This is a genomic window from Advenella mimigardefordensis DPN7 (genome assembly GCF_000521505.1).
GTDB classification, from domain to species: domain Bacteria; phylum Pseudomonadota; class Gammaproteobacteria; order Burkholderiales; family Burkholderiaceae_B; genus Advenella; species Advenella mimigardefordensis.
Window position 1 is genome coordinate 3,992,327 of the sequence record NZ_CP003915.1, and the last position, 25,273, is coordinate 4,017,599.

Annotated in this window: 24 protein-coding genes; 8 read left to right on the plus strand and 16 right to left on the minus strand. The window is 52.8% G+C overall.

Going from position 1 to position 25,273, the window contains the following annotated elements:
• Window position 1: 1 nt before the first annotated feature.
• Genes hpaH through MIM_RS18335 form a run of 5 tightly spaced genes read right to left on the minus strand, consistent with a single transcriptional unit; the run spans window position 2 to window position 3,895 of the window.
• The gene (gene hpaH / locus MIM_RS18315) at window positions 2-784 is read right to left on the minus strand and encodes a 2-oxo-hept-4-ene-1,7-dioate hydratase (protein ID WP_025374214.1); all 783 of its coding nucleotides are present in this window, start codon (window positions 782-784) and stop codon (window positions 2-4) included.
• Between the two features lie 3 nt (window positions 785-787).
• Window positions 788-1,648: a fumarylacetoacetate hydrolase family protein gene (locus MIM_RS18320; protein WP_025374215.1), complete on the minus strand. Its 861-nt coding sequence runs from the start codon at window positions 1,646-1,648 to the stop codon at window positions 788-790.
• Complete coding sequence (locus tag MIM_RS18325) at window positions 1,645-2,517, minus strand: amidohydrolase family protein (protein ID WP_025374216.1); 873 nt, start codon at window positions 2,515-2,517, stop codon at window positions 1,645-1,647. The genes MIM_RS18320 and MIM_RS18325 overlap by 4 nt, the downstream gene beginning before the upstream one ends.
• Entirely contained in the window at window positions 2,510-2,911 is a 402-nt protein-coding gene (locus MIM_RS18330) for a RidA family protein (RefSeq protein WP_144084684.1), read from the minus strand. Before MIM_RS18330 ends, MIM_RS18325 begins: the two co-directional genes overlap by 8 nt.
• Before the next feature lie 21 nt (window positions 2,912-2,932).
• Window positions 2,933-3,895: a Bug family tripartite tricarboxylate transporter substrate binding protein gene (locus MIM_RS18335; RefSeq protein WP_025374218.1), complete on the minus strand. Its 963-nt coding sequence runs from the start codon at window positions 3,893-3,895 to the stop codon at window positions 2,933-2,935.
• Between the two features lie 218 nt (window positions 3,896-4,113).
• Here MIM_RS18335 and MIM_RS18340 point away from each other — a divergent pair, with 218 nt between their 5' ends.
• Window positions 4,114-4,731 carry a flavin reductase family protein gene (locus MIM_RS18340; RefSeq protein ID WP_025374219.1) on the plus strand — a complete coding sequence of 206 codons (618 nt, stop codon included), beginning with the start codon at window positions 4,114-4,116 and terminating at the stop codon, window positions 4,729-4,731.
• A gap of 24 nt (window positions 4,732-4,755) precedes the next feature.
• Window positions 4,756-5,553: an IclR family transcriptional regulator gene (locus MIM_RS18345; protein WP_025374220.1), complete on the plus strand. Its 798-nt coding sequence runs from the start codon at window positions 4,756-4,758 to the stop codon at window positions 5,551-5,553.
• Window positions 5,554-5,681: 128 nt separating this feature from the next.
• Here MIM_RS18345 and MIM_RS18350 read toward each other — a convergent pair whose 3' ends face one another.
• The 9 genes from MIM_RS18350 to MIM_RS18395 form a co-directional block, all read right to left on the minus strand.
• Entirely contained in the window at window positions 5,682-6,308 is a 627-nt protein-coding gene (locus MIM_RS18350) for a hypothetical protein (RefSeq protein ID WP_025374221.1), read from the minus strand.
• 515 nt (window positions 6,309-6,823) lie between these two features.
• The gene (locus MIM_RS23245) at window positions 6,824-7,012 is read right to left on the minus strand and encodes an antitoxin PaaA2 family protein (protein ID WP_158318752.1); all 189 of its coding nucleotides are present in this window, start codon (window positions 7,010-7,012) and stop codon (window positions 6,824-6,826) included.
• Between the two features lie 316 nt (window positions 7,013-7,328).
• A complete protein-coding gene (locus MIM_RS18360) occupies window positions 7,329-7,715 on the minus strand; it encodes a DUF4150 domain-containing protein (protein WP_025374223.1) in 387 nt (128 codons plus the stop codon).
• Between the two features lies 1 nt (window position 7,716).
• On the minus strand, window positions 7,717-8,787 hold the full coding sequence (locus MIM_RS18365) for a pentapeptide repeat-containing protein (RefSeq protein WP_025374224.1): 1,071 nt from the start codon (window positions 8,785-8,787) through the stop codon (window positions 7,717-7,719).
• Entirely contained in the window at window positions 8,784-11,738 is a 2,955-nt protein-coding gene (locus tag MIM_RS22260; protein ID WP_025374225.1) for a DUF2169 family type VI secretion system accessory protein, read from the minus strand. The genes MIM_RS18365 and MIM_RS22260 overlap by 4 nt, the downstream gene beginning before the upstream one ends.
• A gap of 18 nt (window positions 11,739-11,756) precedes the next feature.
• Window positions 11,757-12,230 (minus strand): DUF3592 domain-containing protein, encoded by a 474-nt coding sequence (locus MIM_RS18380; protein ID WP_025374226.1) that lies wholly within the window; start codon window positions 12,228-12,230, stop codon window positions 11,757-11,759.
• 6 nt (window positions 12,231-12,236) lie between these two features.
• On the minus strand, window positions 12,237-14,636 hold the full coding sequence (locus MIM_RS18385) for a type VI secretion system Vgr family protein (RefSeq protein WP_025374227.1): 2,400 nt from the start codon (window positions 14,634-14,636) through the stop codon (window positions 12,237-12,239).
• Between the two features lie 548 nt (window positions 14,637-15,184).
• Entirely contained in the window at window positions 15,185-15,514 is a 330-nt protein-coding gene (locus MIM_RS18390) for a YegP family protein (RefSeq protein ID WP_025374228.1), read from the minus strand.
• A 152-nt stretch (window positions 15,515-15,666) separates the two neighbouring features.
• Complete coding sequence (locus MIM_RS18395) at window positions 15,667-16,488, minus strand: AraC family transcriptional regulator (protein WP_025374229.1); 822 nt, start codon at window positions 16,486-16,488, stop codon at window positions 15,667-15,669.
• Between the two features lie 124 nt (window positions 16,489-16,612).
• On the opposite strand from MIM_RS18395, the gene MIM_RS18400 reads away from it, so the two are divergent.
• Together MIM_RS18400 and MIM_RS18405 are read left to right on the plus strand one after the other, a co-directional pair.
• Window positions 16,613-17,041, plus strand: a complete 429-nt coding sequence (locus MIM_RS18400) for an organic hydroperoxide resistance protein (protein WP_025374230.1) — start codon at window positions 16,613-16,615, stop codon at window positions 17,039-17,041.
• An 86-nt stretch (window positions 17,042-17,127) separates the two neighbouring features.
• The gene (locus MIM_RS18405; protein WP_025374231.1) at window positions 17,128-17,646 is read left to right on the plus strand and encodes a DUF1697 domain-containing protein; all 519 of its coding nucleotides are present in this window, start codon (window positions 17,128-17,130) and stop codon (window positions 17,644-17,646) included.
• A gap of 194 nt (window positions 17,647-17,840) precedes the next feature.
• Here the strand turns inward: MIM_RS18405 and MIM_RS18410 are convergent, their stop codons facing one another.
• Together MIM_RS18410 and MIM_RS18415 are read right to left on the minus strand one after the other, a co-directional pair.
• Entirely contained in the window at window positions 17,841-19,523 is a 1,683-nt protein-coding gene (locus tag MIM_RS18410) for an ABC transporter ATP-binding protein (protein WP_025374232.1), read from the minus strand.
• A gap of 15 nt (window positions 19,524-19,538) precedes the next feature.
• A complete protein-coding gene (locus MIM_RS18415) occupies window positions 19,539-20,621 on the minus strand; it encodes a LacI family DNA-binding transcriptional regulator (protein WP_025374233.1) in 1,083 nt (360 codons plus the stop codon).
• Between the two features lie 277 nt (window positions 20,622-20,898).
• Between MIM_RS18415 and MIM_RS18420 the strand changes: the two genes are divergently transcribed.
• Genes MIM_RS18420 through MIM_RS18435 form a run of 4 tightly spaced genes read left to right on the plus strand, consistent with a single transcriptional unit; the run spans window position 20,899 to window position 25,230 of the window.
• A complete protein-coding gene (locus MIM_RS18420; RefSeq protein ID WP_025374234.1) occupies window positions 20,899-22,512 on the plus strand; it encodes an ABC transporter substrate-binding protein in 1,614 nt (537 codons plus the stop codon).
• A 54-nt stretch (window positions 22,513-22,566) separates the two neighbouring features.
• Window positions 22,567-23,379, plus strand: a complete 813-nt coding sequence (locus tag MIM_RS18425) for an SDR family NAD(P)-dependent oxidoreductase (RefSeq protein WP_025374235.1) — start codon at window positions 22,567-22,569, stop codon at window positions 23,377-23,379.
• A gap of 25 nt (window positions 23,380-23,404) precedes the next feature.
• Window positions 23,405-24,394 (plus strand): ABC transporter permease, encoded by a 990-nt coding sequence (locus MIM_RS18430; protein ID WP_025374236.1) that lies wholly within the window; start codon window positions 23,405-23,407, stop codon window positions 24,392-24,394.
• Window positions 24,391-25,230 carry an ABC transporter permease gene (locus MIM_RS18435; protein WP_025374237.1) on the plus strand — a complete coding sequence of 280 codons (840 nt, stop codon included), beginning with the start codon at window positions 24,391-24,393 and terminating at the stop codon, window positions 25,228-25,230. Before MIM_RS18430 ends, MIM_RS18435 begins: the two co-directional genes overlap by 4 nt.
• The last annotated feature ends 43 nt before the right edge of the window (window positions 25,231-25,273 follow it).

Consider the following 25,273-nt stretch of genomic DNA (forward strand, 5'->3'; position numbering starts at 1 on the left):
ATCAGGTAAAGCTGACTGAGATGCTGCCCAGCGTACCGAAATCTGCGTGTATCACATCGCCTTTGGCGACAGTAACGGTACGGGTGAACGATCCGGCCAGAATGACGTGCCCTTTTTCCAGCACACCGCCAAACTCCGCAATTTTATTCGCGAGCCATACCACGCCCATCGCAGGGTGCCCAAGAACCGCTGCGGATACGCCCGATTCTTCGATCGTGCCATTCTTGTACAAAAGCGCACTGGCCCAGCGCAGGTCAATATCCATCGGGCGTACCACCCGGCCCCCCAACACAACTGCCGCCGAGGCCGCATTATCAGCAATATTGTCCACGATCCTTCGCGGGTATTGCGTACGCCCGTCGACCAGCTCCAGCGAAGGCTGCACGAACGCCGTCGCATCCAGTACATCGAACAGCGACACGTTGGGGCCTCTGAGCTGTTTTCCCAGCACGAACGCCAGTTCAACTTCAACTCTGGGAACGATAAAGCGGTCTGCGGGAATACGATCACCATCGTAATAAAACATATTATCCAGCAAATGTCCGTAATCGGGCTCGTCTATGCCAAGCGTAGATTGCATTGCCCGGGACGTCAGTCCGATCTTGTGCCCTTTTAGTACCGCGCCGTTCGCAATCTTGTCGGCAATGACCAGTTTCTGTATTTCATACGCATCCGCAATATCCAGGCCGGGAAACGTAACGTCAAGTTGCGTAACCGGAGTCACACTGGCTTCTGCATCCAGTAGCAGTCGCATGGCTTTTTGATGTGTTTGCTTGCTGAGCATCATTCACCCGTTTTTAATCGTGTTTTTCAGAATGCCGATAGCCGGCGCCTCTACTTCAACCACATCCCCTTCGCGCAGGAACTTAGGCGGGTCGAACCGGATGCCGGCACCGGTCGGTGTACCGGTAGATATCACATCCCCTGGCTCCAGCGTGGTCCATTTGGAGATATAGTGAATCAAGAATGCAAAGGAGAACATCAGGTTTGCGGTGTTATCACGCTGGCGTTCTTCGCCGTTCACGCGCGTAATGATTTCAAGATTGTCATAGCTGGAAAATTCATCGGAGGTGACCAGCCAGGGTCCGGCTGAGCCACTACGGTCAAAGTTTTTCCCTTGCGTCACGTTGAATTTCCCGTGCCTTAACCAGTCACGTACGCTGCCTTCATTCAGGCAGGTCAGGCCGGCAATATGAGAAAGCGCATCCTGCTCGGCAATACGCCTACCGCGTTTTCCAATGACAATTGCAATTTCACCTTCATAATCAAGCTGTTGTGATTCCTCAACCGGACAGATCAACGGCTGCCCGTGACCCGTAATGGAGGACGCGAACCTCGGGAATACGCTGGGATAGGCGGGAGCCGCAGTGCCGTCCTTATATTCTTCATTGCGATGGTGATAATTGACCCCCACACAAATGATTTTTCCAGGATCGGGTACGGGTGGCAGAAAATGCAGCTCATCCAGACGATAGCGAGGCGCATCGTCAGGCAGCGAGTGACCGAAAGCGGCCAGTTTCCCACTGCCGAGCAGTTCATTGACAGTACGAGCGTCCGGCCCGAGAACGTCGGTCAGGTCAACGACTTCCTGATCAATGACGATACCGAATCGTGCCTTGTTTTTTATCACAAAAGAAACTATTTTCATTTATCAAATCCAAAGAAGGCGGCCGGATTATCAACCAGTATTTTTTTCAGCAAGGCATCGGAAGGGGCATAACGGTATAACTGCTCAACCAGATCACCTTCATTGGGCGGTTGTTTGACCGATACCGGGTGCGGCCAGTCGCTACCCCAAACGATACGATCGGGCGCAGATTCAATGTAGGCCTGGGCGATGGGAACCACGTCATCCCAGGGCGCGCCGTCGCGTGATACTTTTTCTGTCAGTGACAACATGACCCAGACATTCCCTTTTTTCAGGAGTTCCAGAACCGCGTTCAGGCTGGGATCGGCAGTACCCAGGCGCGGATCCGGCCGCCCCATATGATCCAGCATCACCGGAATATCCAGTGACTGGAACATGGGGAGCTGATCCATAATGCCCGTGGCTTCCGGCTGGAATTTCGCGTACCAGCCCAATTCCCGAATGCGGGCGATCGCATGCGCAAATTCTTTTTCCGACATGCTCACGCCCAGTCCCTGGCGATTGAAGCGGGCACCTTTTATGCCAGCAGCATCCAGCTTTTCGAGTTCATTGTCCGTGCCATCGAGCAGAACAAGTGCATTCGCACATCCACGATAACCCGGTCCGGCGGCCTGCAGCGCGTCCAGAACCACCTGATGGTCGGCTCCGTAGGTGGTGGCCTGGACAATCACACCTCGTTCTATTCCCAATGTCCGATGCAAGCGCAAGGCCGCGTCTATCGTGGCTGTCGGCATTTCATAGGCTGCACCGGCCCTCACGGGATACTGCGTCGCCGGTCCGAAAACATGGAACTGACTGTCGCAACTGCTGGCGGGCGGCTTGGGGTTGGGCGCGCGCGGATTCGGGTCAAAAGGCAGATAATCAGGCATGTGATCCTCCCTTCACGGCAATGAAGTCGCATTCCAGTAATTTTCCGCCATCCAGGCTGGCCTGCATGGTGTGCCTGGCTGGTCTGGATTCAGGATCCGGAAACAACGCCAGCCATTCCTTGTTCAATGCCGCGCGCTGCGAACGATCATTCATCCAGACATGCATTTTGATAATATCCGTGGGTTCCAGCCCGGCGGCGTGGCAGATGCGTTTGACATGGTCAAACATGAGCCGGCTTTGTTCCTCTATCGTCGATCCATACGCACCGGTAGCAGGATCCGTTCCCTGGATGCTGCCCGAAAACACCATACTGCCAATCTGGCTGGCTGCCGGAATCGGGTTTTTGTGACTGAACCCTTCGGCATAGATGCTCTTTCTTTTCGTTATATTCATTGTTCCTGACATATTCTGTTCCTAATTCACACTAATGTTGGCATTTTTGATAATGGGTACCCAGCGGTCATCTTCGCTTTTCAGATACGCTTTGAATTCCTCAGGCGTCATGCTCTGTGCTTCGGCCCCAAGCGTCTCAAAACGCTCAATGATTGCCGGATCCTTCAGTACCGCTGTCGTAGCTGTACTGAGTTTTTCAAGAATATCGGCTGGCGTGCCTTTAGGCGCCATCAAACCGGTAAAGGTATAGGCAACGGCATCTGAAATACCGGATTCGGATAGCGTCGGTACGTCCGGCAGGCTAGCCAGTCGCTTTTGGGACGTCACGGCAAGGGGACGCAACTTGCCATCCTTTAGGTAGGGCAAGGCCACGGACATCTGATCGAAGCTGAAATCAACCTGCCCGCCAAGCAAATCCGTAATGGCAGGTGCATTACCCTTGTAGTGCACCGTCATCCATTTGGCTCCCGTCCTGGCCAGCAACAGTTCGCTCATCAAATGATTGGAGGTCCCGGCACCAGGTGAGGCCATATTCAGTTTGCCCGGGTGCTGTTTTGCGTAATCGATGAGTTCGCTCACCGTTTTGACAGGCAGATCGGGTCGTACCTGCAGCACCATGGGGGTCATGGAGATGGACGTCACTGCCTCGAAATCCCTGTCCCAATGATAGGCATCACGATTGAAAATAATCGGGCTATAAAGAAGGGGCCCATTAGCTGCCATGAAGAAGGTATAGCCGTCCGGTTTTGCTTTTGCAACATATTCTCCGGCAATCATGCCCCCGGCGCCCGCCTTGTTTTCCACAATAAATGGCTTGCCAAAGGCTTTGGCAAGCCCAGGCGCAATGAGCCTTGCTGCCACATCCACATTACCGCCTGGCGGATAAGGAACAATGATCGAAACAGGCTTGGCAGGCCAGTCACTTGCATAGGCGGTTGCTGTCAACAGTATGGATAAGGCAACAATCATTTTTTGTACTTGCATTTGTCTCTTCCTGTAATCGATGGTGAAACCATGCAGCAAAAGATAGCAAGGGTTGGCGCTACAGGACAATATGAAAAAACTATTTACGTCCAAATACCGGACTTAATATAGATTCAGCAATCACCGTAATGCATAAAAATGGGGCATTATTGCGTTTGTCATGTATTTTCATTGCCAATGACGGTTACTATTTGGACATATTTCTGGTGAACAAACCTATGAAAATTCTTGCAGACAGCATGAGCCCCGAACAGACTTACAAATTATTGACCGGTATTGTCGTACCGCGACCCATCGCCTGGGTCAGCACGCTGTCGGCGAGCGGCCTGATCAATGTCGCACCATTCAGTTGCTACACCATCGTTTCCAACATGCCGCCCATGATCGGCATCAATATCGGTCGTAAGGCAGGCATCCGCAAGGACACAGCAACGAACATTCTTGGTAACAACCGGTTCGTCGTTAATATTGCCGACGAGACGCTGCTGGAACCTTTGCATCAGAGTGCTGCGGAATATCCACCCGAAGTCAGCGAGGTGCAACTGCTTAAGCTTGACACGTTGCCAGGAGAATCAATGGCAACACCTCGACTTGCAGATGCACCGATCAGCATGGAGTGCCAACTGCATAGCGTAACGCCCTACGGCGATACCGGCGCGGAATTCTTTGTTGGAGAAATCAAGGTCCTCCATATCAGGGATAGTTTGCTGAACAACGGAAAAATCGAGACCACTAATTTGCGACCCATCTGCCGCCTTGGCGGTCCCAACTACGCCACGCTGGGCGAAGTCGTTACCTTACCGGCGGTATTACAAACCCCAAAATCGGTGCTTTAGCCGTCACTGTCCCGAGGAAACATCATGAATGCAGACGAGAGAGAAGACAATTCCGGTGCGCAGCCGGGAAGCCAGACGGTGTCCCGTGCCATGCAGATCCTGCGGCTGGTTGCCTGTGGGCAAGAGCATGGTGTGCGCCTGACAGATATTGTGAATATTTCAGGACTGAACCGGCCTACCGCGCGTCGTATCCTGAAGACGCTGCTACAGGAACAGGCTGTTGAACAGGACCCACTTACCCGCCGTTACCTGATTGGCAGCGAGTTGACCCTGCTGGGTCTCGCTCGCCGACGACGCTTTCCGCTTTTGTCTGCCGCGCCGACTTGCCTGAACTACCTGGCCCAAAGCATCGGCGACACTGCTTTCCTGAGCATTAGACATAGGCTGGATTCGATTTGTATTGCCCGTCAGACCGGCCACCATCCTATCCAGGTTCTGTCCATTGATGTAGGTGCGCGCCGGCCACTGGGCGCCGGCGTTTCGGGCGTGGCCATTCTTTCATGTCTGTCGCAAGAAGAACTGCAGCCTATCGTTACAGCCAATGCCAAGCGCCTTGCCCAGGGTGCGCTGACGCCAGAGCAACTCGTTCAAAGAGTGCAAATAGCCAGAGACCTGGGCTATGCCTATGTTCAGAATGGCGTGATGTCCGGTACCAGCGCTGTCGCCGTTCCGGTTGTAGATGCAGCAGGCCATCCCCGGGCGGCCCTTACCATCACGGCCATGTCCAATCGTCTCGAACCATCACGCCTGTCATATGTTGTCGAGCAGATGAATGGACAGGCCGAACAGCTCAGTCGTCATGCGGATTTGAATGCTAATTAAGATTCCAAACCGTTGCCGGGCACTTGCCGGTTCAGGTGGAAAATTGTCAGTCAGTCCTTCCAAAGTTGCTCAATACGCCCATGCCGGTCAACGCGCGCTGATTGAAACGGTCAGCCCGGATCCGGCGTTCAGGCCGCCCCATCGACGGTCACATTCACTCCAGCATTAACCAATCGACTCACCACACCCTCCACCGCCTCCTCCAGTTCACACTGATGCCCGGCAGCAAGCAGCACCCCCTCGCCATCAACGGCTGGCGCAATCAATAGCTTCGCGTCTGCTGGGAACGCCTGGTCGCGCCAGTCTCGCGCACGCCTGAGTCGATTCATGCTTTCGTCTGACAGGCTATACCCCCGAAGCACTAGCCCGGTTTGTCCCTGCAAATGCCAGTCCTGAGAAAACATCTCGGCGGTTGCCTCTGGCGTCATAGCAGTTGCAATATCTACCGGCCAGGTACGGCGCATGCGATCCACCGCCCGCAGCCCCACCCAAGCACGCGGCGCCGGAAATATCGTCAGGTTGTTCGGAAGATTTTCCTTAAAGAACAGACGGAAGGCGACTGCCCCCAGGGCAACAGCCGTCTCTGCAACCGCACTTATCACCGGCTGGGGCACACTCTCATCAACAGGAGGCGGCAGGATCGTCCAGTCAATCAGCGCGACAGCACTAGCCGCTGGCCTGAAACTGGCTGTCTGCGACGCAGTTTCATTCCATTCATACAAAATCCTGACAGAGATGTCTGTGCTGCTAGTCACCACACCCTCCTATGCTTTCGCCAACTCGTATGGGCTTAAGGCATCGCCTACACCAATCATCTGGACAGTCACCCAGCATTCCAGAATATCGTATCCCCGCAGTCTGATATCGTTTACGGGACTGGACGTTGTTCCCGAATAGTAGACTAACCATATGCTACGATCCGGAAATAGCAAATAATCCGGAGCGCGCCCCTGGAGAAAAATATACCAGAGCCACTCCACACACTCATTATGAATCCATCAGATACTACCCCGCCCTCTCCTGATGTCGATTTGACGAAACTGCGCAATATAGCCTGGGATCTCTGGGATCCTATCGGCTTACTGGGTCCTGGAAGTGGCAACCCCGGGAAGTGGTATGACGAAAGAAATCTGCCGTTTGCCGACGAGTATGATCATTATTTGCTTACAGCGGCTCTCGACCTTAAAGCCGGCGCGTCTTGCCAACAGGTTGTAGACTATCTTGTGCATATCGAAACACAGTATATGTGTCTGGGGGAAAGCGCCGATACTTACGAACGGGCTAAAGCGGTTGTTGCTGCTATCCTGGCCTGCATCCCTGCCAGAACCTCATCTTGCGGCACACTCGGCCGAGGGTCATCGAGCGCTTCCTGAATCTCGTTGGCAAGCCACTGGTTGAAGGCGGCGGCTTCGTGCGTATCGCGAATGGCCTGATCTCGACATTGGTGATTGCTTGACATATTCTTCTGACCCGAATCTCAGTTAGTAATATCGATCTGAGCCACGATAATGCCCAGATCACGTAACACTATCATTACGCAAATCAGGCTGTCAAACAGGCACGTTTGATTGATAGAAAACATGCAATTCGTTTTGCAAAAATAGATCGATTTAAATGAGCGACACACCTAAGCATCTGCAGAGGAATTCTACCCACGTTGACTTATTTGCAAACACAGCATCTCAAACACTTCTAGCAGTATAAACACAAGTGATCTCGCCTGCCCACTCCCAGGGTGATGCTGGTTTCAACAGAACACCCGCTCGCCTACATCATCACGCAGCCAGCACAAACACTTTAGGCTGGCTTGGCACAGCCCGTATCCCGACCATATTGAAGGTATTTTGCAGGGTGATGCTACCCCATCGCGTGGCAGGCAAACCGCGCAGCAGTACGGTGAAGGCCCCCGTCAAATCGCGCTTGAGGCTCATGACGGTGTGGGAGACGACACCACCGATCACACCCGGAATATCGCCCAGGCTGATGGGCGTGAAGGTCATCATGTTATGTGCGGGGGCAAAGCATTTCAGGATATTGAAACAGATAGGAATGGCCATCATGCCCATGGCTATATTTGGGTAGGGAATGGGAATCGTGGGCGGTGTCAGACAGACATCGGGGAAGGCCAGGTCCAGTCCGAACATTTGGGTATTGGCTAACATATCAACTCCAGTTCGCGCCAGGCTGCAGATGCGCGCTAAAAAGTTCTGCTTCAAAAAGTTCAGGGTCTTTTTCAATCACACCAGCCTGCTTTTTAAGGGATGAATCTGTGACCAGTGCACGGTGCAGCCGCGTGCGTGAAAACGTGGTTTTGATCCAGATAATGCCGCTAAGGTTGGCCTCGGTAAAATCCGAGAATGACAGGTCGCTATGACTGAAATTGGCATTTTCACAATTGGCCTTGTGAAACACGCTCATATCCAGCAATGTACGTGAAAAATTGCAATTGGCAAGGCACGATTCCGGCCATAAGGTCTGATGCAGCCGGGCACCGGAAAAATCAGCCCCGGTGAGATCCGCCTGCGGAAATAGTGCGTTGGTTGCGATAGCGTTCCGAAAATCTGCCTGCTGTAACTGGCAACCCTTGAAACTGCACTGCGGCAATTGCGCGTGGAGGAACCTCGCCGCTTTTAGCGAGCTATCAATAAACTGGCAAGCCTGCATATGTTGCCCGGCCAGATCTACGCCATCCATCTGGCATTCGAAAAACACCACGCGATCAAAACTGCTGTCAGGCCAGGCAAGTTGCGCCAGATCACAGTGCATGAAAGTGAATTGTTCCAGCACATTCCCGCCCATGTCAACGCCAGACAGCTCAACGCTGTCCATAAGCGTAAGGACGTTGCTGTCAAACAGCAATCTCGAACCTTGCATATTGCACATGCGAAACACGGCGTTTTCGCTTGTGATATGTTCGAAATTGCAGTTGATAAGCGTGGATTCATTAAATTGCGTCGCGTCCAGTGTGCTGTTTTCAATATTGCAATTGAACAGATGACATTCGGTGAACAGCGCCAGCTTCAGATTACCCGAACCCAGGTTGCACTGTTCAAAGCGGCATTGTAAAAACACCGCTTCGGCAAGGTTGGCACCCTTCATGGAGATATCCTTGAAGGTCACCTCCTGGAAAGTCATGCCTGAGAGGTCTTCGGAGTCCAGATCAAAGTCAATAACCTGATCAGTCAGTGAATCGCCAATGCGCGACAGTTCACGTAATTCTACCAGCGTGATCATGCATCTTCCCCCTGAAGATCTCGCAAGGGGTAAAGGTTGGCTTGAGTCGTATAGGCTTGATCCAGCTCGGTTGTTTCGTCCAGGCGGGCGCGACCCAGATTAGCACGGAAAAAGTTCGCTTTTGAAAATGCAGCATTTTCCAGATTTGCGCCGGTCATGGTCGCTTGCATCAGATTGGCATCTTCACCCTGAGCGTGACGCAAATCGGTACGAACAAACATAGCGTCCCTGGCGGTCATTTTGCTAAGCGTGCTGCCCTTCAGAGAGGATTCAGAGAAATCCGTCATGCTCATATCCGCATGCGTAAAGTCCTGGCCATCAAGTTGCAGCCCTCGCAAATTGCATTGCCTGAACTGCGCATGAGCAAATGAGCATTCCTGCAATGTGGTGTGATGAACCATCGCGACGTTCAGGAATCGGCCAAGGCCGAACACTTCACCCTGCAGCGCGCTTTGAACGAAATGGCTGCTGTCCAGAAAAGCCCCGGCATAGCGGTTTCGTTTGAGCTGCGATTGCAGAAATGTCGTGCGCGTCATGCGCGCGCCCAGTGCATTTTCAGTAAATTCGCACTCGGTATAAATGCATTGGAAAAGTTCAGCATCCACAAAAGCGCATTTTTGAAAGCGGATTTTATTCAACAGCAATTGCGAGAGGCGAGCATGCGAAAAATCACATTCGAAAAAAGTGCTTTGTTCGATAATGCTCGTATCCAGGCTGGCGCCTTCAAATCGCGTTCCTTTTGCCTGAATAACTGAAAGATTCGCATTATCCAGGTTGGCATGGCTCAGATTGCAACCGTCCAGCGTGCTGCGGGCCAGTACCGCTTCTGATAAATTACAGCCGGACAGGTCGGCACCGCTCAGGTCCGCGGCTTCCATAAAGGCGCCGTGCAGATTTGCCCCTTGCAGTTGCATACCAGAAAGATCAGCCCCGGTCAGATCCATCATGGACAGGTCCTTGTCCGCATCGTAACGTTGCTGCACTTGGGTACGGATCTGTTCGCTGCGATGTGGGGAAACCCTGGCGACCCCTTCCTGCATCTGTACCGAATAAAGATACATTTTACGATTGAGCGGTTCCATGCGCTTGAGGCGCTCCAGTGCCGCGAATTCGGGCATGTCGCGGATTTCCTCGGCTCGCTCACGATAGCGGCGGTTCGCTGTCTGAAATTCTTCCGTTTCCATCGCCTTGTCCAGCGCGTGTTGCCGGCCTGCTTTCAGGCTGCTGTCGTGATCGATCTGAGCATTTGGGCCGGCATCCGCATGGGCGCTGATTTCAGCGAACTCCCTGGGCTGATGTTCCTGCCAGGCTTCGAGTTCGTCTTTGTATTGATGTCTGATCTGTTCCAGGTCACCAGGCATCTGGTCATCAATCTGATCGGCTATCGGCCGGGGTGGGCCGGGAGGCGCTTTGATCCGATTTTCCAGAATGTCCTCTGTCAGTTCCGGCGCAAGCGAATGTTTACGCGCTTCTGCCCGCTTTTCAGCCTTGATTTTTTCCGCCTGCGCCGGCAGGGCTTTAAGCGCCTGCATCAATTGCGGCACATCCTGTACAGAATACTGCCGCTCGGGCCCCATCACGATGGGAAGGTACTCGTCCGGATCATATCCCGATTTCGCAATAAACGTGCGCTGCTCGCTGATTATCTGATCTTTTCGAACAATCGCCTTTTGCCAGCGGGCCAGGCGGGTCACGTCCATGTCCAGAAAATCCAGCGGATTCAACAGGTCTTGCGGCACCAGTTCACTGTCCTGAAAGGCATACATGGCACCATGCTCAGGGTCGCGACGCTGTCCCATCACACGCTGGTACCAGGCGGTATCGCGCTGCTGACCGGGCTTTTCCAGCGCAGGCATGATGCACTTGATGTCTGCGGCGTCATCCTCGGCAATGTCCAGTGAGCCGTGGTAAATCAGGATTACTTTCTTCTCATGAGGCAGAAACCATGCCGTTGTCGCTCGCAACGAAATCTCAATGAACGCCTCGTGCTCTTCATTTACATCTGTGATTTCCCCAAAGTCAGAAACAGGGTTCGACGCGCTTATAGTCTGCCCTCGCAGGTCTTGATGCTGACCGTGTGCGGATGAACCCGCGACGCGGCGATCATGCGCAGCCTGGAGTTCATCTTCGCGTGAGCGCGTGCTTTTGATAACAAAGCAACGTGCCTTCCAGTCGGGCAGCACGCCCTGCCAGTACGGCTGGCCGGGGGTCATATTCCAGATGGTAAAGGGTGCGCTTTCAGGCAGGCAGTCACTTTCGGTCCAGCGCTGATCGGGGCTGGCCGCATTGAAGATAGTCGGATCCAAATCGGGAAAAAATCCGGGGAAGTCTTTTTTCAGCCATTCTTCTGAATAGGCACCGCCCAGAGCGAAGCGACTGGGACGCATGAGTGGAATCGGGCCGAAGCTGGCCGGTTCAACCTTGCTGTCCTGTGTTCCCATACGAGCCGAGGGAAGTTCTATATTCGGCGCCAGTCGTGTGGATACATTGTCTACGGTAACGGTATCCGCCCCTTTGCCCGCTGTATTTTCAGCAAAAGAAGCGCCGCCAAACGCATTTTCCCAGGTAATTTCGATGCGCTCAAATGGCTCAGCTGCGGTCAGCCTGCCGTTCAACCAGTAGCGCTGGCCAGAGACCATCAGGTTTTTTTCCAGATCGCCCACTTGTACACGTACTGCACACTGGTTGTCCTGTTGCGCAAATTCAGTGGTTGCAAACCCGCTAACCAGATACTCAGCCTGAGGCTTGGGAATAAATTGGTCGATCATCCCTTCGCAATCCAGTTGAGGCAACAGGTCGCGCCACAGCAAATGATCAGGGTCGAGTCTAGGCTGTTCTTCATCACGACTGTAATCGGCAACGGCAAACACGGCAACGCCCAGGCGGTGCTGCCGATGCATGGAGAAGGGCCGCGTTAATGTTCCCAGATAAAATGGCTTTATTATTTTCATAAGTGAACACACCTTGGATTAAGCGATCGCGATATGATCCGGTCGGTCACGACTGACCTTAAGTGGAACGCTCGCGCCCGGACTCAGTGAGGCCGCAGCAGCGTAATTGACGACCAGCATTGTTTTGGCGATCTGTTCCTGCCCGGTGTTGGGGTGGATATACCGAATCAGCAGGCGATACTGCGGCAGATTGTTGATCAATGTCCCGGAAAACTCGCTCTCCAGGATTTCGCCCTTCGTCGCTATGCCATTCGCGCGCAGGTAATGCTGTCGCCAGTCCAAGCGCATCTGCGGGAAGACCCCAAAGAAGAAGATGAGTAAAGCCAGAGCGGCGCCGACAAGAATGCCGATCGCACCAGTCAGTTCGCCCTGAAGCAGATAGTAAAGACCCAGGGCAAGCATTGGGATACCAAATAGCAACGGCAGCAGTCCACAAAACGTGACAAGCAGCGTCAGCCACCGATTCTCGCGACGAGGCATAAATTCATTCATGCTACATCACGCCGTTAAATCCAGACCCGTACCCCGAAGAGTAATACCGCCGACGCGCAGGCGGGCCCCTGCTACCTTCTGACCCAAACCATCGATTTCCTGCCGGGTTGCAGCAATATCGTTTATTACCGTACCTACTTCATTGTCAACAGCTTTGATACTATTCAAAATTCCTTTGATGTTGGTATCTGCTCCTTTCAGTTCTAAATCTACACCAGTCGTTCGCGTTCCCAAAGCGGCTGTTTTCCAGTCATAGCCAGCCAATGTACCAGTAAAGCCATGGGCAGCAACATTCACACCTGTGAACGTGGAGTTGATTCCGAATCCGCTCGCAGCAACGATAGCTCCCGTAACTGCTGCACCAACAGTATAGGTTTGGCGTATCCCGAAAACAGTATCCATGCTCCCTCCATTCACTGTTCCAGTACGCTTACCTGTTGTTGTCGTCGTCGTGTTGCCTTGGTAGGTTGTGTTCGTGTCTCCAACAACCGTTCTGTTGTGATTGCCGTTCAGCTTTTCATCGATCATGCCATTGATGGTCGAGGTCAGGTCACCGGTTTGTGTAGAGGTCTTATTGCCCGTCAGTTCGCGCGTGATATTACCTTCGACAGTATCGGTGATCGAGCCCATCTGGTTTTTTATGACCTCGCCGGTGCGTTGATCAATCAAATCACCGGTATGCTCTGAATTGAGGACCCCATTAATAATAGTGTCGTAGTTTGCATTGATCTCGCGACGTACGGCCGAATTGAGCTGCTCGTTCGTAATACCCTGGCGTGTAATATGTGTTTCCTGCTGCACCGTCACGTGCTGACAGCCGCCGACTGTCGTCTTGTGATTATTGCCAATGTTATGATCACAATCGTTATTTATTTCAAGCAGCATATTCAGCTGGGCTTTCATATGAGCCATTTCGGCGCCGAGCTTGTCTTCAAATAATAACCAGTTGGCCATGGATGGGTCGCCATGCACGGACTGACTACGAAAGCCGCTTTGCGAAGCGTTGGCCGGCAGTTCGACCGGCGGCATGTTGTTGGCGTTGTAGACACGGCCAAGTACGAGTGGACGATCGGGGCAGCCCCCAATGAAATCGACAACGACCTCATCATTGATACGCGGCAGTTGCAGGCCGCCAAAGCCCCCACCCGCCCAGGGACTCGATACGCGAACCCAGCAAGAGCTGTTTTCATTCTTTTTACCGTAGCGATCCCAGTGAAATTGCACCTTGATGCGCCCATACTGGTCGGTCCAGAGCTGTTCCCCTGGCGGGCCGACAACGGCTGCCGTTTGCGGGCCGTGCGTGTGTGGGATCGGCGTACGGCGAGCAGCACGATATTGCAGGCTGGATGGCAGCGCTGTAAACGTTTCTTCATAGAAGTCTTCCATGCCAGTCCCACTGGCATAGCCTGCTACGCTCATGCGATAGTTGACGCTCACGACCAGGTACTCGCGATTCTCACTTTGACGCGGATGATTCTTTAAAGTGAACGTGCATCCTGGGGCGATACCGCGCGCGTTGGTCACGCCGGCAATCTGCTCGCGTACGCTTTGCAGTTCTTCAAGACGCATGCGTGAGTATTGTTCACCGTGGTTGGGGTCCTGGTAACCGCCCTGCCATTCGAACATTTCCAGATTGCCCGCTTGCGCGCCCCCGGAACTACGTGAGGCAGCCTCCAGGCTTGCACGTGGCTTGGTGAAATCGTAATCTGTCGTGGCGTACCCGTCAGGCGTGATTTGCGCTGCAACCTCCCAGCCAGACACATATTCTTCCTGTGGGTGTGCCAGGCGATCGGGTCCGTAATAAGGCACTGACGCATAGCCTGGCTGCGGCTCGTGGGTTGCAATGTCATCTGTAATCACCAGCGTATGCGACCCGTTCTTATGCTGGAAGTAATAATAAATACCTTCATGCTCCATCAGGCGGCTGATGAAGGCAAAATCTGTTTCCTGATATTGAACACAATATTCCCAGTTACGATAGGTGCCGTTGAGTTTGATATCAAATGGGAATGCGTAATCGCTCAGTACTTCGCGAATCACATCCGGTGCGGTTTTGTTCTGGAAAATTTTGTTATCGGAAGTCTGGGTCAAATACCAAAGCCAGGGACGCACAGTGGCACGATAAATGTAATATCGGGAGCTGCTGTTTTCCCGTCCCACCATCACGCATTTGGTGATCTGTCCATCAAGATATCTGGATCCGGCAGGCGATTCAATTTCTATCGTCAGCGATTTGCCCAACAGCTGTTGCAAATCAAGACTGTAGGACTCGGCTACCAATTCCACTTCAAATTCAAACAGGCTGGACAGGGCTTCCGTGCCGGACATTTGCCGAAAAGCCAGAACGCCTTCCAGCGGCGTGTGGGCAACGATGGGCCGAAATTCTATCTGGGAAGGCATATCCATTTTTTTCGCTCCATTAAGCTCAAACCGCAGCTGTCTATTTTGTAGAAGGCGGCGGGCGGGGCTATTCCGATTTGTTACATTCAAAGTACCGGAAGGATGAGATCTGCACAACCATACATGCGTTTGAAAACGCTACAAAATCTTATTTTTTTATCGAAAAAAAGAAGGCTGGCTTTCTAAATGTGCGAGTGCAACATTTATTTATTACTTTAATATGACATATTTAATATGATATTTTTTTCATGTAATTAAAGTGAAATAATAAGAAGATGAGCGACATTTGTCACTAACTTGACTTTCTTTTGCAATCATAAGCTGCCAGCCGTCAGCAAAAAATGCTGCATCCTGACGTTCGCCTTACGACATTTCCTATATGAAATTTCTCATTTCTGAAAATAATAATTGAAATATTTGTTCACAATAATGACAAATAATTAATTTTCTCATTATCGTACTTACATCTGTGGGCTTCAAATATGAGCGGCTAGGGGCTACGCCAGGGATGTTGTTTATCTCGGCGCCTGCCCCCGGGCAGGCCCTCCAAAACATCAGGTATTGTCCTTCACTGTGGCCGTCGGGCCGTTTGTCTTGCACGACTCAATCCCGTTGTCCCGGGCTGCTGTGCTGGAATACATTTCGCTATGGCCTAGCACTTCACCATTGGCCGCTGACAAGGTAAAAAATGGCGAGCCATCCTTCGCCGTTTTTCGCAGATACCGTTCATCTGATGAAGAATTCTTGCGGACTGATTCAATGCCACCTAACGCCCCCGCCTTGGCGGCATATCGCTCGCCCGTCAAAATGATCTGTCCATTTCCAGCCTTCAGATTGAACATGTACTGCTCGCCACTGCGCTTCAAGTCATAACTTCCGCTCATAAGAATCTCCGATATTCGAGTTATTTGGGAATACAACTGTGATGTCATGTGATGCCAAGCCAGGCGCTTTGTTTTTATACGCCAGTGTTCATACTAGCGTAATTTCATTTATTTGCAAACACAGATGTGATAGACATTGCCGCGACTCCCTCCTACCTATATCCCGCCTTCCACTCCCTTGGGGATTGCCCAGACTGTGCCTTGAACGCACGAGACAGCGCCGCTTCGCTCCCATAGCCGACCTCGGCCGCAATCATCTTCAATGGCCGCCCACGCCGCAATGCCTTTTGCGCCAGACGCACGCGCCACCCCTGAAGATACTGGCCAGGCGTCACACCCACTGTCTCGCGAAACGTCGCAGCAAATACGCTACGCGACATGCCCGCGACACTGGCCAGTTCGTCCAGTGTCCACTCCTGCGCGGGCGCTTCATGCATTGCCACCAGCGCATTCCGCAGGCGGGCGTGGGACATGCCAGACAACAGGCCCACATGCACCTGGCCACTTTCCATCAATTGGCGCAATACCTGAATCATCACCACCTCAAACAGCCGCTCAATCAGTGCGACTCGCCCGCAACGCTGCTCGAACGCTTCCTCGAACAGCAACGCCAGCACCGGCTCGGCACCCGCAATCTCGTCCAATGGCAGGCAAACAAGGTTTGGCAACGCCGAGGCTATCGGATTGCCGGCTCCGCCCTCAAAGGCCAGATGCGCGCACACCATATCCGCACCCCGTGCGGGGTTGGTCACAAAATGATGCGTGCGTGGCCTTGGAAACAGCAGCAGGCTGGGGCGATCCACCTGTAACGTCTGGTTGTCGTACTGCACCTGGACGGAACCGCTACGCACCAAATGCAGTTGCCCGTTAACCCCGTCACTCGGCACCGTGTTAAAGCCGCATAGCGCGCCGGTATTGAATACCTGCGCGTTCACGGGAAAATGGGCCATGAGTGCAGCAAGCCGATCAGCCATTTTGATACTCCTGGTTAAGTTTTCAGGATTTTACATCACCCATCGTATCGTTAGTGCGAGCAGAATACGTCTTACGGGATCACACTTCCCTGATCAAGCAAATTACTTACCAGGAACCATCATTATGTCTATCGAAAAAATCCTTTACACCGCCACTGCAACCGCCACAGGAGGCCGGGAAGGCCACGCCACCTCTTCCGACAACGTGCTGGACGTGCAATTGTCTACCCCACGCGAACTGGGCGGCGCGGGCGGCCCCGGCACCAATCCGGAACAATTGTTTGCTGCCGGCTACTCGGCCTGCTTTCTGGGTGCACTCAAGTTCGTAGCATCCAAACAAAAGATCGCATTGCCCGCAGACACCACCGTGACCGGCCAGGTTGGTATTGGACAGATACCCACTGGCTTCGGCATCCAGGCAGCGCTGACTATCGCCGCGCCAGGCATCGACCGAGACACGCTGCAGGGACTGGTCGATCAGGCTCACGTGGTCTGCCCATACTCCAACGCGACCCGAGGCAATATCGATGTAACTCTGGTACTTGCAGACTAGTTTCATTCGCTTAACCTTGCCGGCTATCCGCGTTAGATCTTCCTGTATTATCAAGTCACGATCAGCACACAAAAACAGGAGATTGTATGCATCCCTATGTCGCACTATTGCGCGCCGTAAATGTTGGTGGAACCGGCAAGCTACCGATGTCCGAACTGAAAGCAATGTGTATTGCGCAGGGGTTCGTAGCCGTGCAAACGTATATCGCCAGCGGCAATGTCGTTTTTTCCAGCGAACTGCCAAAAGCGAAAGTTAAGGCCGCGCTTGAGAAACAACTACACGCCTATGCTGGCAAAGCGGTTACTGTCATTGTGCGTACAGCGCAAGAAATGTCCGATCTGCTGAACGCAAACCCATTCACACAGCATCCCCAGAACCGCACACTTGTCATATTTCTGGATGAAGCGCCACCTGCCGATGCAATAAGCAATGCCAGGGATTTAAAGGATGAGCAGATCAGTCTGGGCAAACGCGAGATTTACGTAGCCTACGGCGACGATATGGGCCGCTCGAAACTAAAGATTCCTGCAGCGGCAAATGGTACTGCGCGCAACATGAATACGGTTGTGAAGCTGGCAAGCATGTTGGCTGATAAAGATGAATAGCCAGGAAAGTGCCGTTGCAATCTCGGCACGCCAATCATTCAGAACGGGGTCTCGCCTGTCGTCGCACCACGCATGATACGAATGTAGCTGAGAGCGAACCGTTTGCAGCGATGCATAGTACGACAATTGTCCTGCATAACCGCATAGTTCGATAGCAAAAAGACCGGATCACGCTGATCAGCGCAAAAGTTTTATCAAGCGACACGCAAAAAAACCGACTCCCGCGCCGTATCTTCTTCAGTAGATATTAACGCAATATCCTTTGCATTCACTTCACTGGATTGAATCAGCTTTCGGGTGTAATCATGCTGCGGTGATCGCATAACATCCAGCACACTGCCGTACTCCACCGAACTGCCATCTTTCATCACGATAACGTCATGGGCCATGGCATGAACAACGTCCATATCATGCGTGATGAGTAGAAAACTGATACCAAGCCGTTTTTGCAGAGCCTGCAACAGGCTGAGCACTTGCCGCTGAATAGTCACGTCCAGTGCACTAGTAGGTTCGTCAAGCACCAGAATATCAGGATGAGTAATCAGAGCACGAGCAATGGCAATGCGCTGTCGCTGCCCACCTGAAAATTCGTGAGGATAACGCTCCAGCAGATTTGGAAACAGAGTCTCGGTCAGCCCAACTTCCCCCAGCACAGTCAGCACCCGCTCGCGAACCACCTGGGTCGACAAGGAGGGTTCATGAAATGACAATGCTTCTCCCACGACCCTTTGCACCGACATTCTCGGACTCAGTGAAGCATAGGGATCCTGAAACACCACCTGAATTTTGCGCCGCAGTGCCTTCAGGGCCTCGAATCCCTGCTGCCGGGCAGCATGCCAAGTAGAACCGGCAATCGTAATGTTACCCTGGAAAGGCAACAGCCCCAATACGGCCTGAGCGAGCGTCGATTTGCCCGAACCCGACTCGCCGATAATACCCAGTGTCCTGCCTCGACGCAAAACAAGTGAAATATCCTGCGTTGCGGAAAAATGACGAGGCTTAAAAACTTCACGCAGGGTGGTAGCTGAAAGACGGTAGCTGACGCTAACGCCTCTTGCATCAAGGACAACTTCAGGCTGCTCCTGGCCCGCAGTGACTTCTATCACGTCCCTGACCGGTATACTATCCAGCAATTTCTGCGTATATGTGTGGCGTGGTGCTGTAAATACCTCGCTCACCTCACCGACTTCAACGATTCGTCCAGCTTGCAGAACAATGACACGCTGGGCAAACCGACGAACCAGATTCAGATCATGGGTAATCAGCAACACTGCCATATTGCGTTTGCGTTGGAGCTGATCAAGCAAGGCCAGAATCTGTACCCGCAAGGTGACATCCAGAGCCGTGGTCGGTTCGTCAGCAAGCAGCACGCGAGGTTCGCTCGCCAGTGCCATAGCAATCATGGCGCGTTGCCGCTGACCACCGGATAATTGATGCGGATAAGCACGCGCGCGCCTGGCGGGATCTGGAATGTCGGTTTCTGCAAGCCGCTCTACCGCCTTGCCCCAGGCTTGCCGTGCACCCAGACCATGCTTGACGCGATAGACTTCGGCAATTTGCTCGCCCACGGTATATAAGGGGTTGAGTGCCGTCATGGGTTCCTGAAATATCACAGAGATATCTCGCCCACGCACCGCGCTCAGGTCACGTTCTGACATGGCAACAAGGTCAACACCATCCAATACAATCTGTCCGGCGATAGACGCCCCCGCAATCAGTTTCAACATACTGAGCGCGATAACGCTTTTGCCCGAGCCGGACTCGCCCACCAGCGCAATTTTTTCGCCAGCAGAAACATCAAATGTCACGTCGTGCACGACTTGTTTGTCACCAAAGCGGATATTTAGTCCTTGAATATTCAACAGAGGTTCGTTCATAGTATTCCTGGAAGATTAATCGTCATGCGGCCCCGTCCATCCCGGCTCCTGTTGTGGTCGTGCGCAAGATTCCCGAACGACCAATTCTGTAGGCACCACGATGGTGCTCGCGTTCCATTCACCCACCGTCCCAAGACGATGCAGAAGCATATGAGCTGCTTCGCACCCCAGCTCAAAGGCAGAGTAGCGAACCACAGTGACCGCCGGCTGCACCAATTCCGCCAATTCACTGTCATTTGTGGTGATCAGCGACATATCCTGGGGGATACGGATATCGGCTGCACGGCAGGCAGACAGCACGCCACGCAACAGTCGCCGCCCTAAAGCAAGAACAGCTGTTGGCGCGCTGTTCAAGGCAAACAGAAGCTGCATTTGCCGCCCTCCGAACGCGGCGTCCGCGACACGCTCACTCGTGCGAATCAAAGCCGGATCCGGCTCAATGCCGCAATCCCGGTGTGCCTGTAAATAGCCAAGCAATCGATCCCGACCAACAAAGTTGCTGTGCCCCCCCGTGATGAGTGCGACCCGCCTGTGACCCAAGTCAAGCAGATAACGCGTTGCCTGCAAGGTACCTTCGTAGTGATCAGCCACCACTTTTCCTGCGATTTGAACGGAGACATCCCTCTCTATCATGACCACGGGAAAATTAGCAAGCGAGAGGGACGCAAGCACATCAGGATTCGTTTCGTCCGTAATGGTGAATATCAGGCCATCGGCCTGCCGCTGTCCGAAAAGCTCGACCAGCCTGCACTCCTGCTGGGGAGACTCATTGCTGCTACCGACAATCAATTGGTAGCCGGCTCTGGTCAGAACACTTTCTGCGCCTTTGATCATGGAAGAAAATAGCGGATTGTCCAGATCGGAAAAAACAAATCCGATCATGCGGGATGTTTTTTCTCTCATGTTCTGAGCGAGCATGCTGGGCTTCCAGTTGAGTGCAACCATGGCTTCTTTGACGCGCGAGCGGGTCAGCGGAGTCACGTTATTTACTTCGTTGACCACACGGGAAACCGTTCCGACTGAAACGCCTGCGAGTCTTGCGACATCACGAACAGTGGGTCGACTTCCCTTGTTAATTGAAGAACGCGTTACTGACATTCGGGAGTTTTCTATCGTAAATGAATCGATTCACATAGTGGCATATATCAGCATCGGTTCAAAAGACCGGTTTCTTATTTTTAAATAGCAAAAGGAAACTAAGCATTCTCGCGGGTTTGTGCAATTGCTCTTGAAACTAATAGATTCAGCGTTCACCACAACAACATAGGTCGAATCGCATAAATAAATTCTTAATTTGTATTTTTTGCATTTGCAATGAATCGTTATCATGACTTCTCTCGAATATCACAAAAGTGATTTTTTACGGATATATAAAATGAATCAAAAGCGGCACGGATTATTCTCTTTGCGCACACTCTCGAGCCTCGCGCTTATAGCAGCGCTGTTTGGATCGACTCCCCTTCAAGCTCAACAGACGCCCGCACGAGGTGGTACGCTGACTGCCATTGCACAGCCCGAGCCTAATGTACTGACCAATGCTTTCAATACGAGTTTCTCGATCGGCGTCGTCGCGAGCAACGTACTTGAAGGCTTGCTCAGTTTTGACGAAAAACAGCAACTGCAGCCCTCGTTGGCAACTTCCTGGCATGTATCCGAAGACGGCAAAACCATCACCTTCAAACTGCGTGAAGGTGTCAAATGGCACGATGGAAAGCCGTTCACCTCCGCGGATGTGCAGTTCAGCGCAATGCAGGTGTGGAAAAAAACACATCCACGCAGCCGCAATACTTTTGCCGCAATCGAGTCTGTGGACACACCGGATGAACACACCGTTGTTTTTCATTTAACACATCCATCACAGGTGGTCTTCAGTTCGCTTAACGCCATCGAGGGACAAGTACTGCCAAAGCACTTATACGAAGGCACCAATATTCTTGACAATCCCTACAATCTGAAGCCTGTAGGCACGGGACCATTTGTATTCAAGGAATGGAATAAGGGGCAATACATTTTGCTTGAACGTAATCCTGACTACTGGGACGCCGGTAAACCGTATCTGGATAAGCTGATCTTTAAATTCATTCCCGATGCAGGTTCAAGAGCCGCCGCTCTGGAAACCGGCGAGGCCCTCTATGCTCCATTTGACCCCGTCCCCTTGTCCGATATTCAGCGGATAAAAACCAACCCAAATCTTGCTGTGAGCCTGGATGGCTATGCCTGGCAATCGGCATACGTATTTCTTGAGTTCAATCTGCGCAATCCTATTTTGCAAAAACCGGAAGTGCGTCATGCCATTGCGCATGCGATCAACCGCCAGGCTCTGGTGGATACGGTTTGGTATGGGCTGGGAAAACCGGCAACCGGGCCCATTCCGTCCAGTTTGAAGAACTTTTACACTGCAGACGATGTGCCGCAGTACCACTTCGATCCGAAACGTGCTGAGCAATTGCTTGACGCAGCCGGCTATCCACGCAAGGAGAATGGCGTACGCTTCACGCTGACTCAAGAATATCAGAATTTCCACGAGGCATTCAAGAACAATGCAGAGTTCATTCGCCAGTCGCTCAAGCGAGTCGGCATTGAGGTTGAAATCCGTAATCGCGACATTCCAGGGCACTTGAAAGCCGTTTATACCGATCACAATTTCGACATAAACACCGGCAGATGGGTCCCGACGCTGGATCCACAGGTAGGTGGTTTCCGCCACTACTGGTCCAAATCTATCGCGCCAGGTGTGGCCTGGACTAATGCATCGGGATATTCGAATCCAAAAATGGACCAGATTATCGAAAGCATCCAGACAGAAGCCGATAGCAATAAACGAACCGAACTTTTCCATCGCTTCCAGCGACTGGCACAGCAGGATCTGCCGGTCATTCCCCTGTTTGAACAGGCTAATTTCACGGTCTACAACAAAAGTGTGCATGGCCTGAACAAGGCGCCCGATGGCGCGCTGTCGTCATTGAAAACGCTCTGGCTGGAGCCATGAAGTGTTACCGGGCACGGAATGCAGACCAATAAAAGTACCCATTACGGAGTGATCATGTCACAGGAATTTGAGAATAAAGTCGTGTTGATTACTGGCGGCAGCCAGGGTATCGGTCTGGCGAGCGCACGCCTTTTCGCTCAGGAAGGCGCCAAAGTTGGCATTATTGCCCGCTCCCGCGATTCTCTGGACAAGGCGGTGCACATTCTTGCAGAAGAAGGATCACATGTGGTCGCGGTATCTGCCAATCTGCTGGATGCCAACGAGTCAGAGCGTGCTCTGGATGAGATCGAGTCGCAACTGGGACCGGTGGACATTTTGGTCAACAGCGCTGGCGCAGCAAAGCGCCACACGCCGGAATCACTCACGCCTGAACGTTGGCACAGCACCTTCGATGCCAAGTTTTATCCTAATCTGCATACGCTGCATGCTCTGCTGCAACGCTGGACAGACCGCGGCCGCAATCGCAGTGACAAAGATGAACAGGTCGGCGTAGCGGTCAACATCATTGGGACCGGTGGAAAGCAGCCAACATCAAGCCACCTTGCCGGCGGTGCGGCCAACGCTGCCCTAATGCTGACAACCGTCGGTCTCGCCGCCCATTACGCGCCCTACGGTATCCGCATCAACGGCATCAACCCAGGTTTCACCCTGACCGGACGCATTGAGCAGGCGTTAACACTGGAAAGCGAACGCAGAGGTATTAGCCGGGAGCAAGCCTTTGCCGAAGGTGAAGCTCAGATTCCGCTGGGCCGCTACGGAAGGCCAGAGGAAATCGCACAAGTTGCGCTATTTCTGGCTAGTCCGCGTTCCAGCTATGTCGTAGGAGCGATCATTCCTGTCCATGGCGGCGCAGGACCGGTAATTTGACCAGATGCAACAGGATTAGCCGTTAATGAATTCTTCCCTATTTACCTATATAGCACGCCGTTTGCTGCAATTGGTCCCCATCGTATTCCTGATCATTCTGGTTACTTTTACGTTACTGCGTCTTGCGCCAGGCGATCTGGCTGACGTCATTGCGGGAGAGTCCGGTTCGGCCACACCTGAATATATGGCGCAATTGCGCAGCCAGTTCAACCTTGATTTACCGGCTACTACCGTGTTTTACAACTATCTGGGAAATCTGCTTCATTTTGATCTCGGGTTTTCATTTCGTCACGGCATGGCGGTGGCCGACCTGATCGTTGATCGCGTGGGCCCAACCCTGCTGTTGATGCTGACAAGCATCACACTGGCCACGGTCATTGGAGTAACACTGGGTGTACTGTCTGCACGATACCGGGGCAGTCTGCTGGACGAAGCCATTTCCACTATCTCGACGCTCGGATTCGCCACGCCTGTTTTCTGGGTCGGACTCGTACTGATTGTCGTATTCTCAGTTAATCTACGCTGGCTACCTTCTTCGGGCATGACCAGCATCGGCGGACCACCGATCACCAGTTGGGCCGGAATCATCGAATTACTGCGCCATCTGATACTGCCTGCATCAACGCTGGCGTTCTTCTACCTATCAATATACGTCCGGGTAACGCGCTCTGCCATGCTGGAAGTGTATGGATTGGATTTCGTGCGCACTGCGCGGGCCAAGGGTTTGAGCGAGTCCAGAGTGGCGATCCGCCATGTTCTGCGCAACGCCCTGCTGCCTGTGGTCACATTGACTGGTCTGCAGTTGGCCTCACTGCTGGGTGGCTCCATCGTCATTGAAACTATCTTCGCCTGGCCCGGATTGGGACGACTCGCCTATGACGCCGTATTCAACCGCGACATCAATCTGCTGATGGGTGTTTTCCTGTTCAGCTCCTTACTTGTGGTCTTTATGAACCTGTTTGTCGATATTCTTTACGCAATACTTGACCCCCGGATTGCAGGGAGACGCTCGTGACCCTGCGTTTCATTAGAAAATTTATACATTCCCGCCCACTGGTACTAGGAACTGTACTGCTGATGCTGATTGTCCTGGCTGCACTGCTGGCCAGCCTGATATACCCCCAGGATCCGCTGGATATCGTGGCTCCCGCCAATCTATGGCCCGGTACGCCGGGACACTATCTGGGTACAGACATGATGGGACGCGACATGGGTTCAGGACTGATGCACGCGGCCGGCGTTTCGCTGGCTGTCGGTTTTTTTGCTGCATTGCTGTCTGTGACCGTCGGCATTGCGCTTGGGGTACTGGCCGGGTACTTCGGCGGCTGGATTGACGATGTGCTCATGCGTCTCACAGAAATGTTCCAGACCTTTCCAAGTTTTCTGTTTGCTGTGGTCTTGGTAGTCATTCTCGAACCGTCTATCTACAGCATCATCTTTGCTATTGGTATCACTGCTTGGCCGCAAATTGCCCGGCTGGTGCGCGCCGAGGCCCTGCGCGTACGTAATGCCGAGTTCGTAACAGCAGCACGCACCATTGGTCTGCCTAATTATCGAATCGTGCTTTCCCACGTACTGCCCAACAGCCTGGCACCCGTTGTGGTGACAACCTCCGTGCTGATGGCTCACGCAATTTTGACCGAAGCTTCGCTCTCATTCCTGGGTTTGGGTGATCCTGGTGTGATCTCTTGGGGCAGCATGATTGGTATGGGACGTTCAACCCTGCGCACCGCATGGTATATGACTGCCCTGCCTGGGGTGGCAATTTTTATAACCGTGATCAGCCTGATGTTGCTTGGAAACGGCCTGAACGATCTGTTCAATCCCCGGGTACAGGCGAACAGGAAATAGTTATCCATGTCATACAAATCTCATTCAAACCCTACGCGGCAGA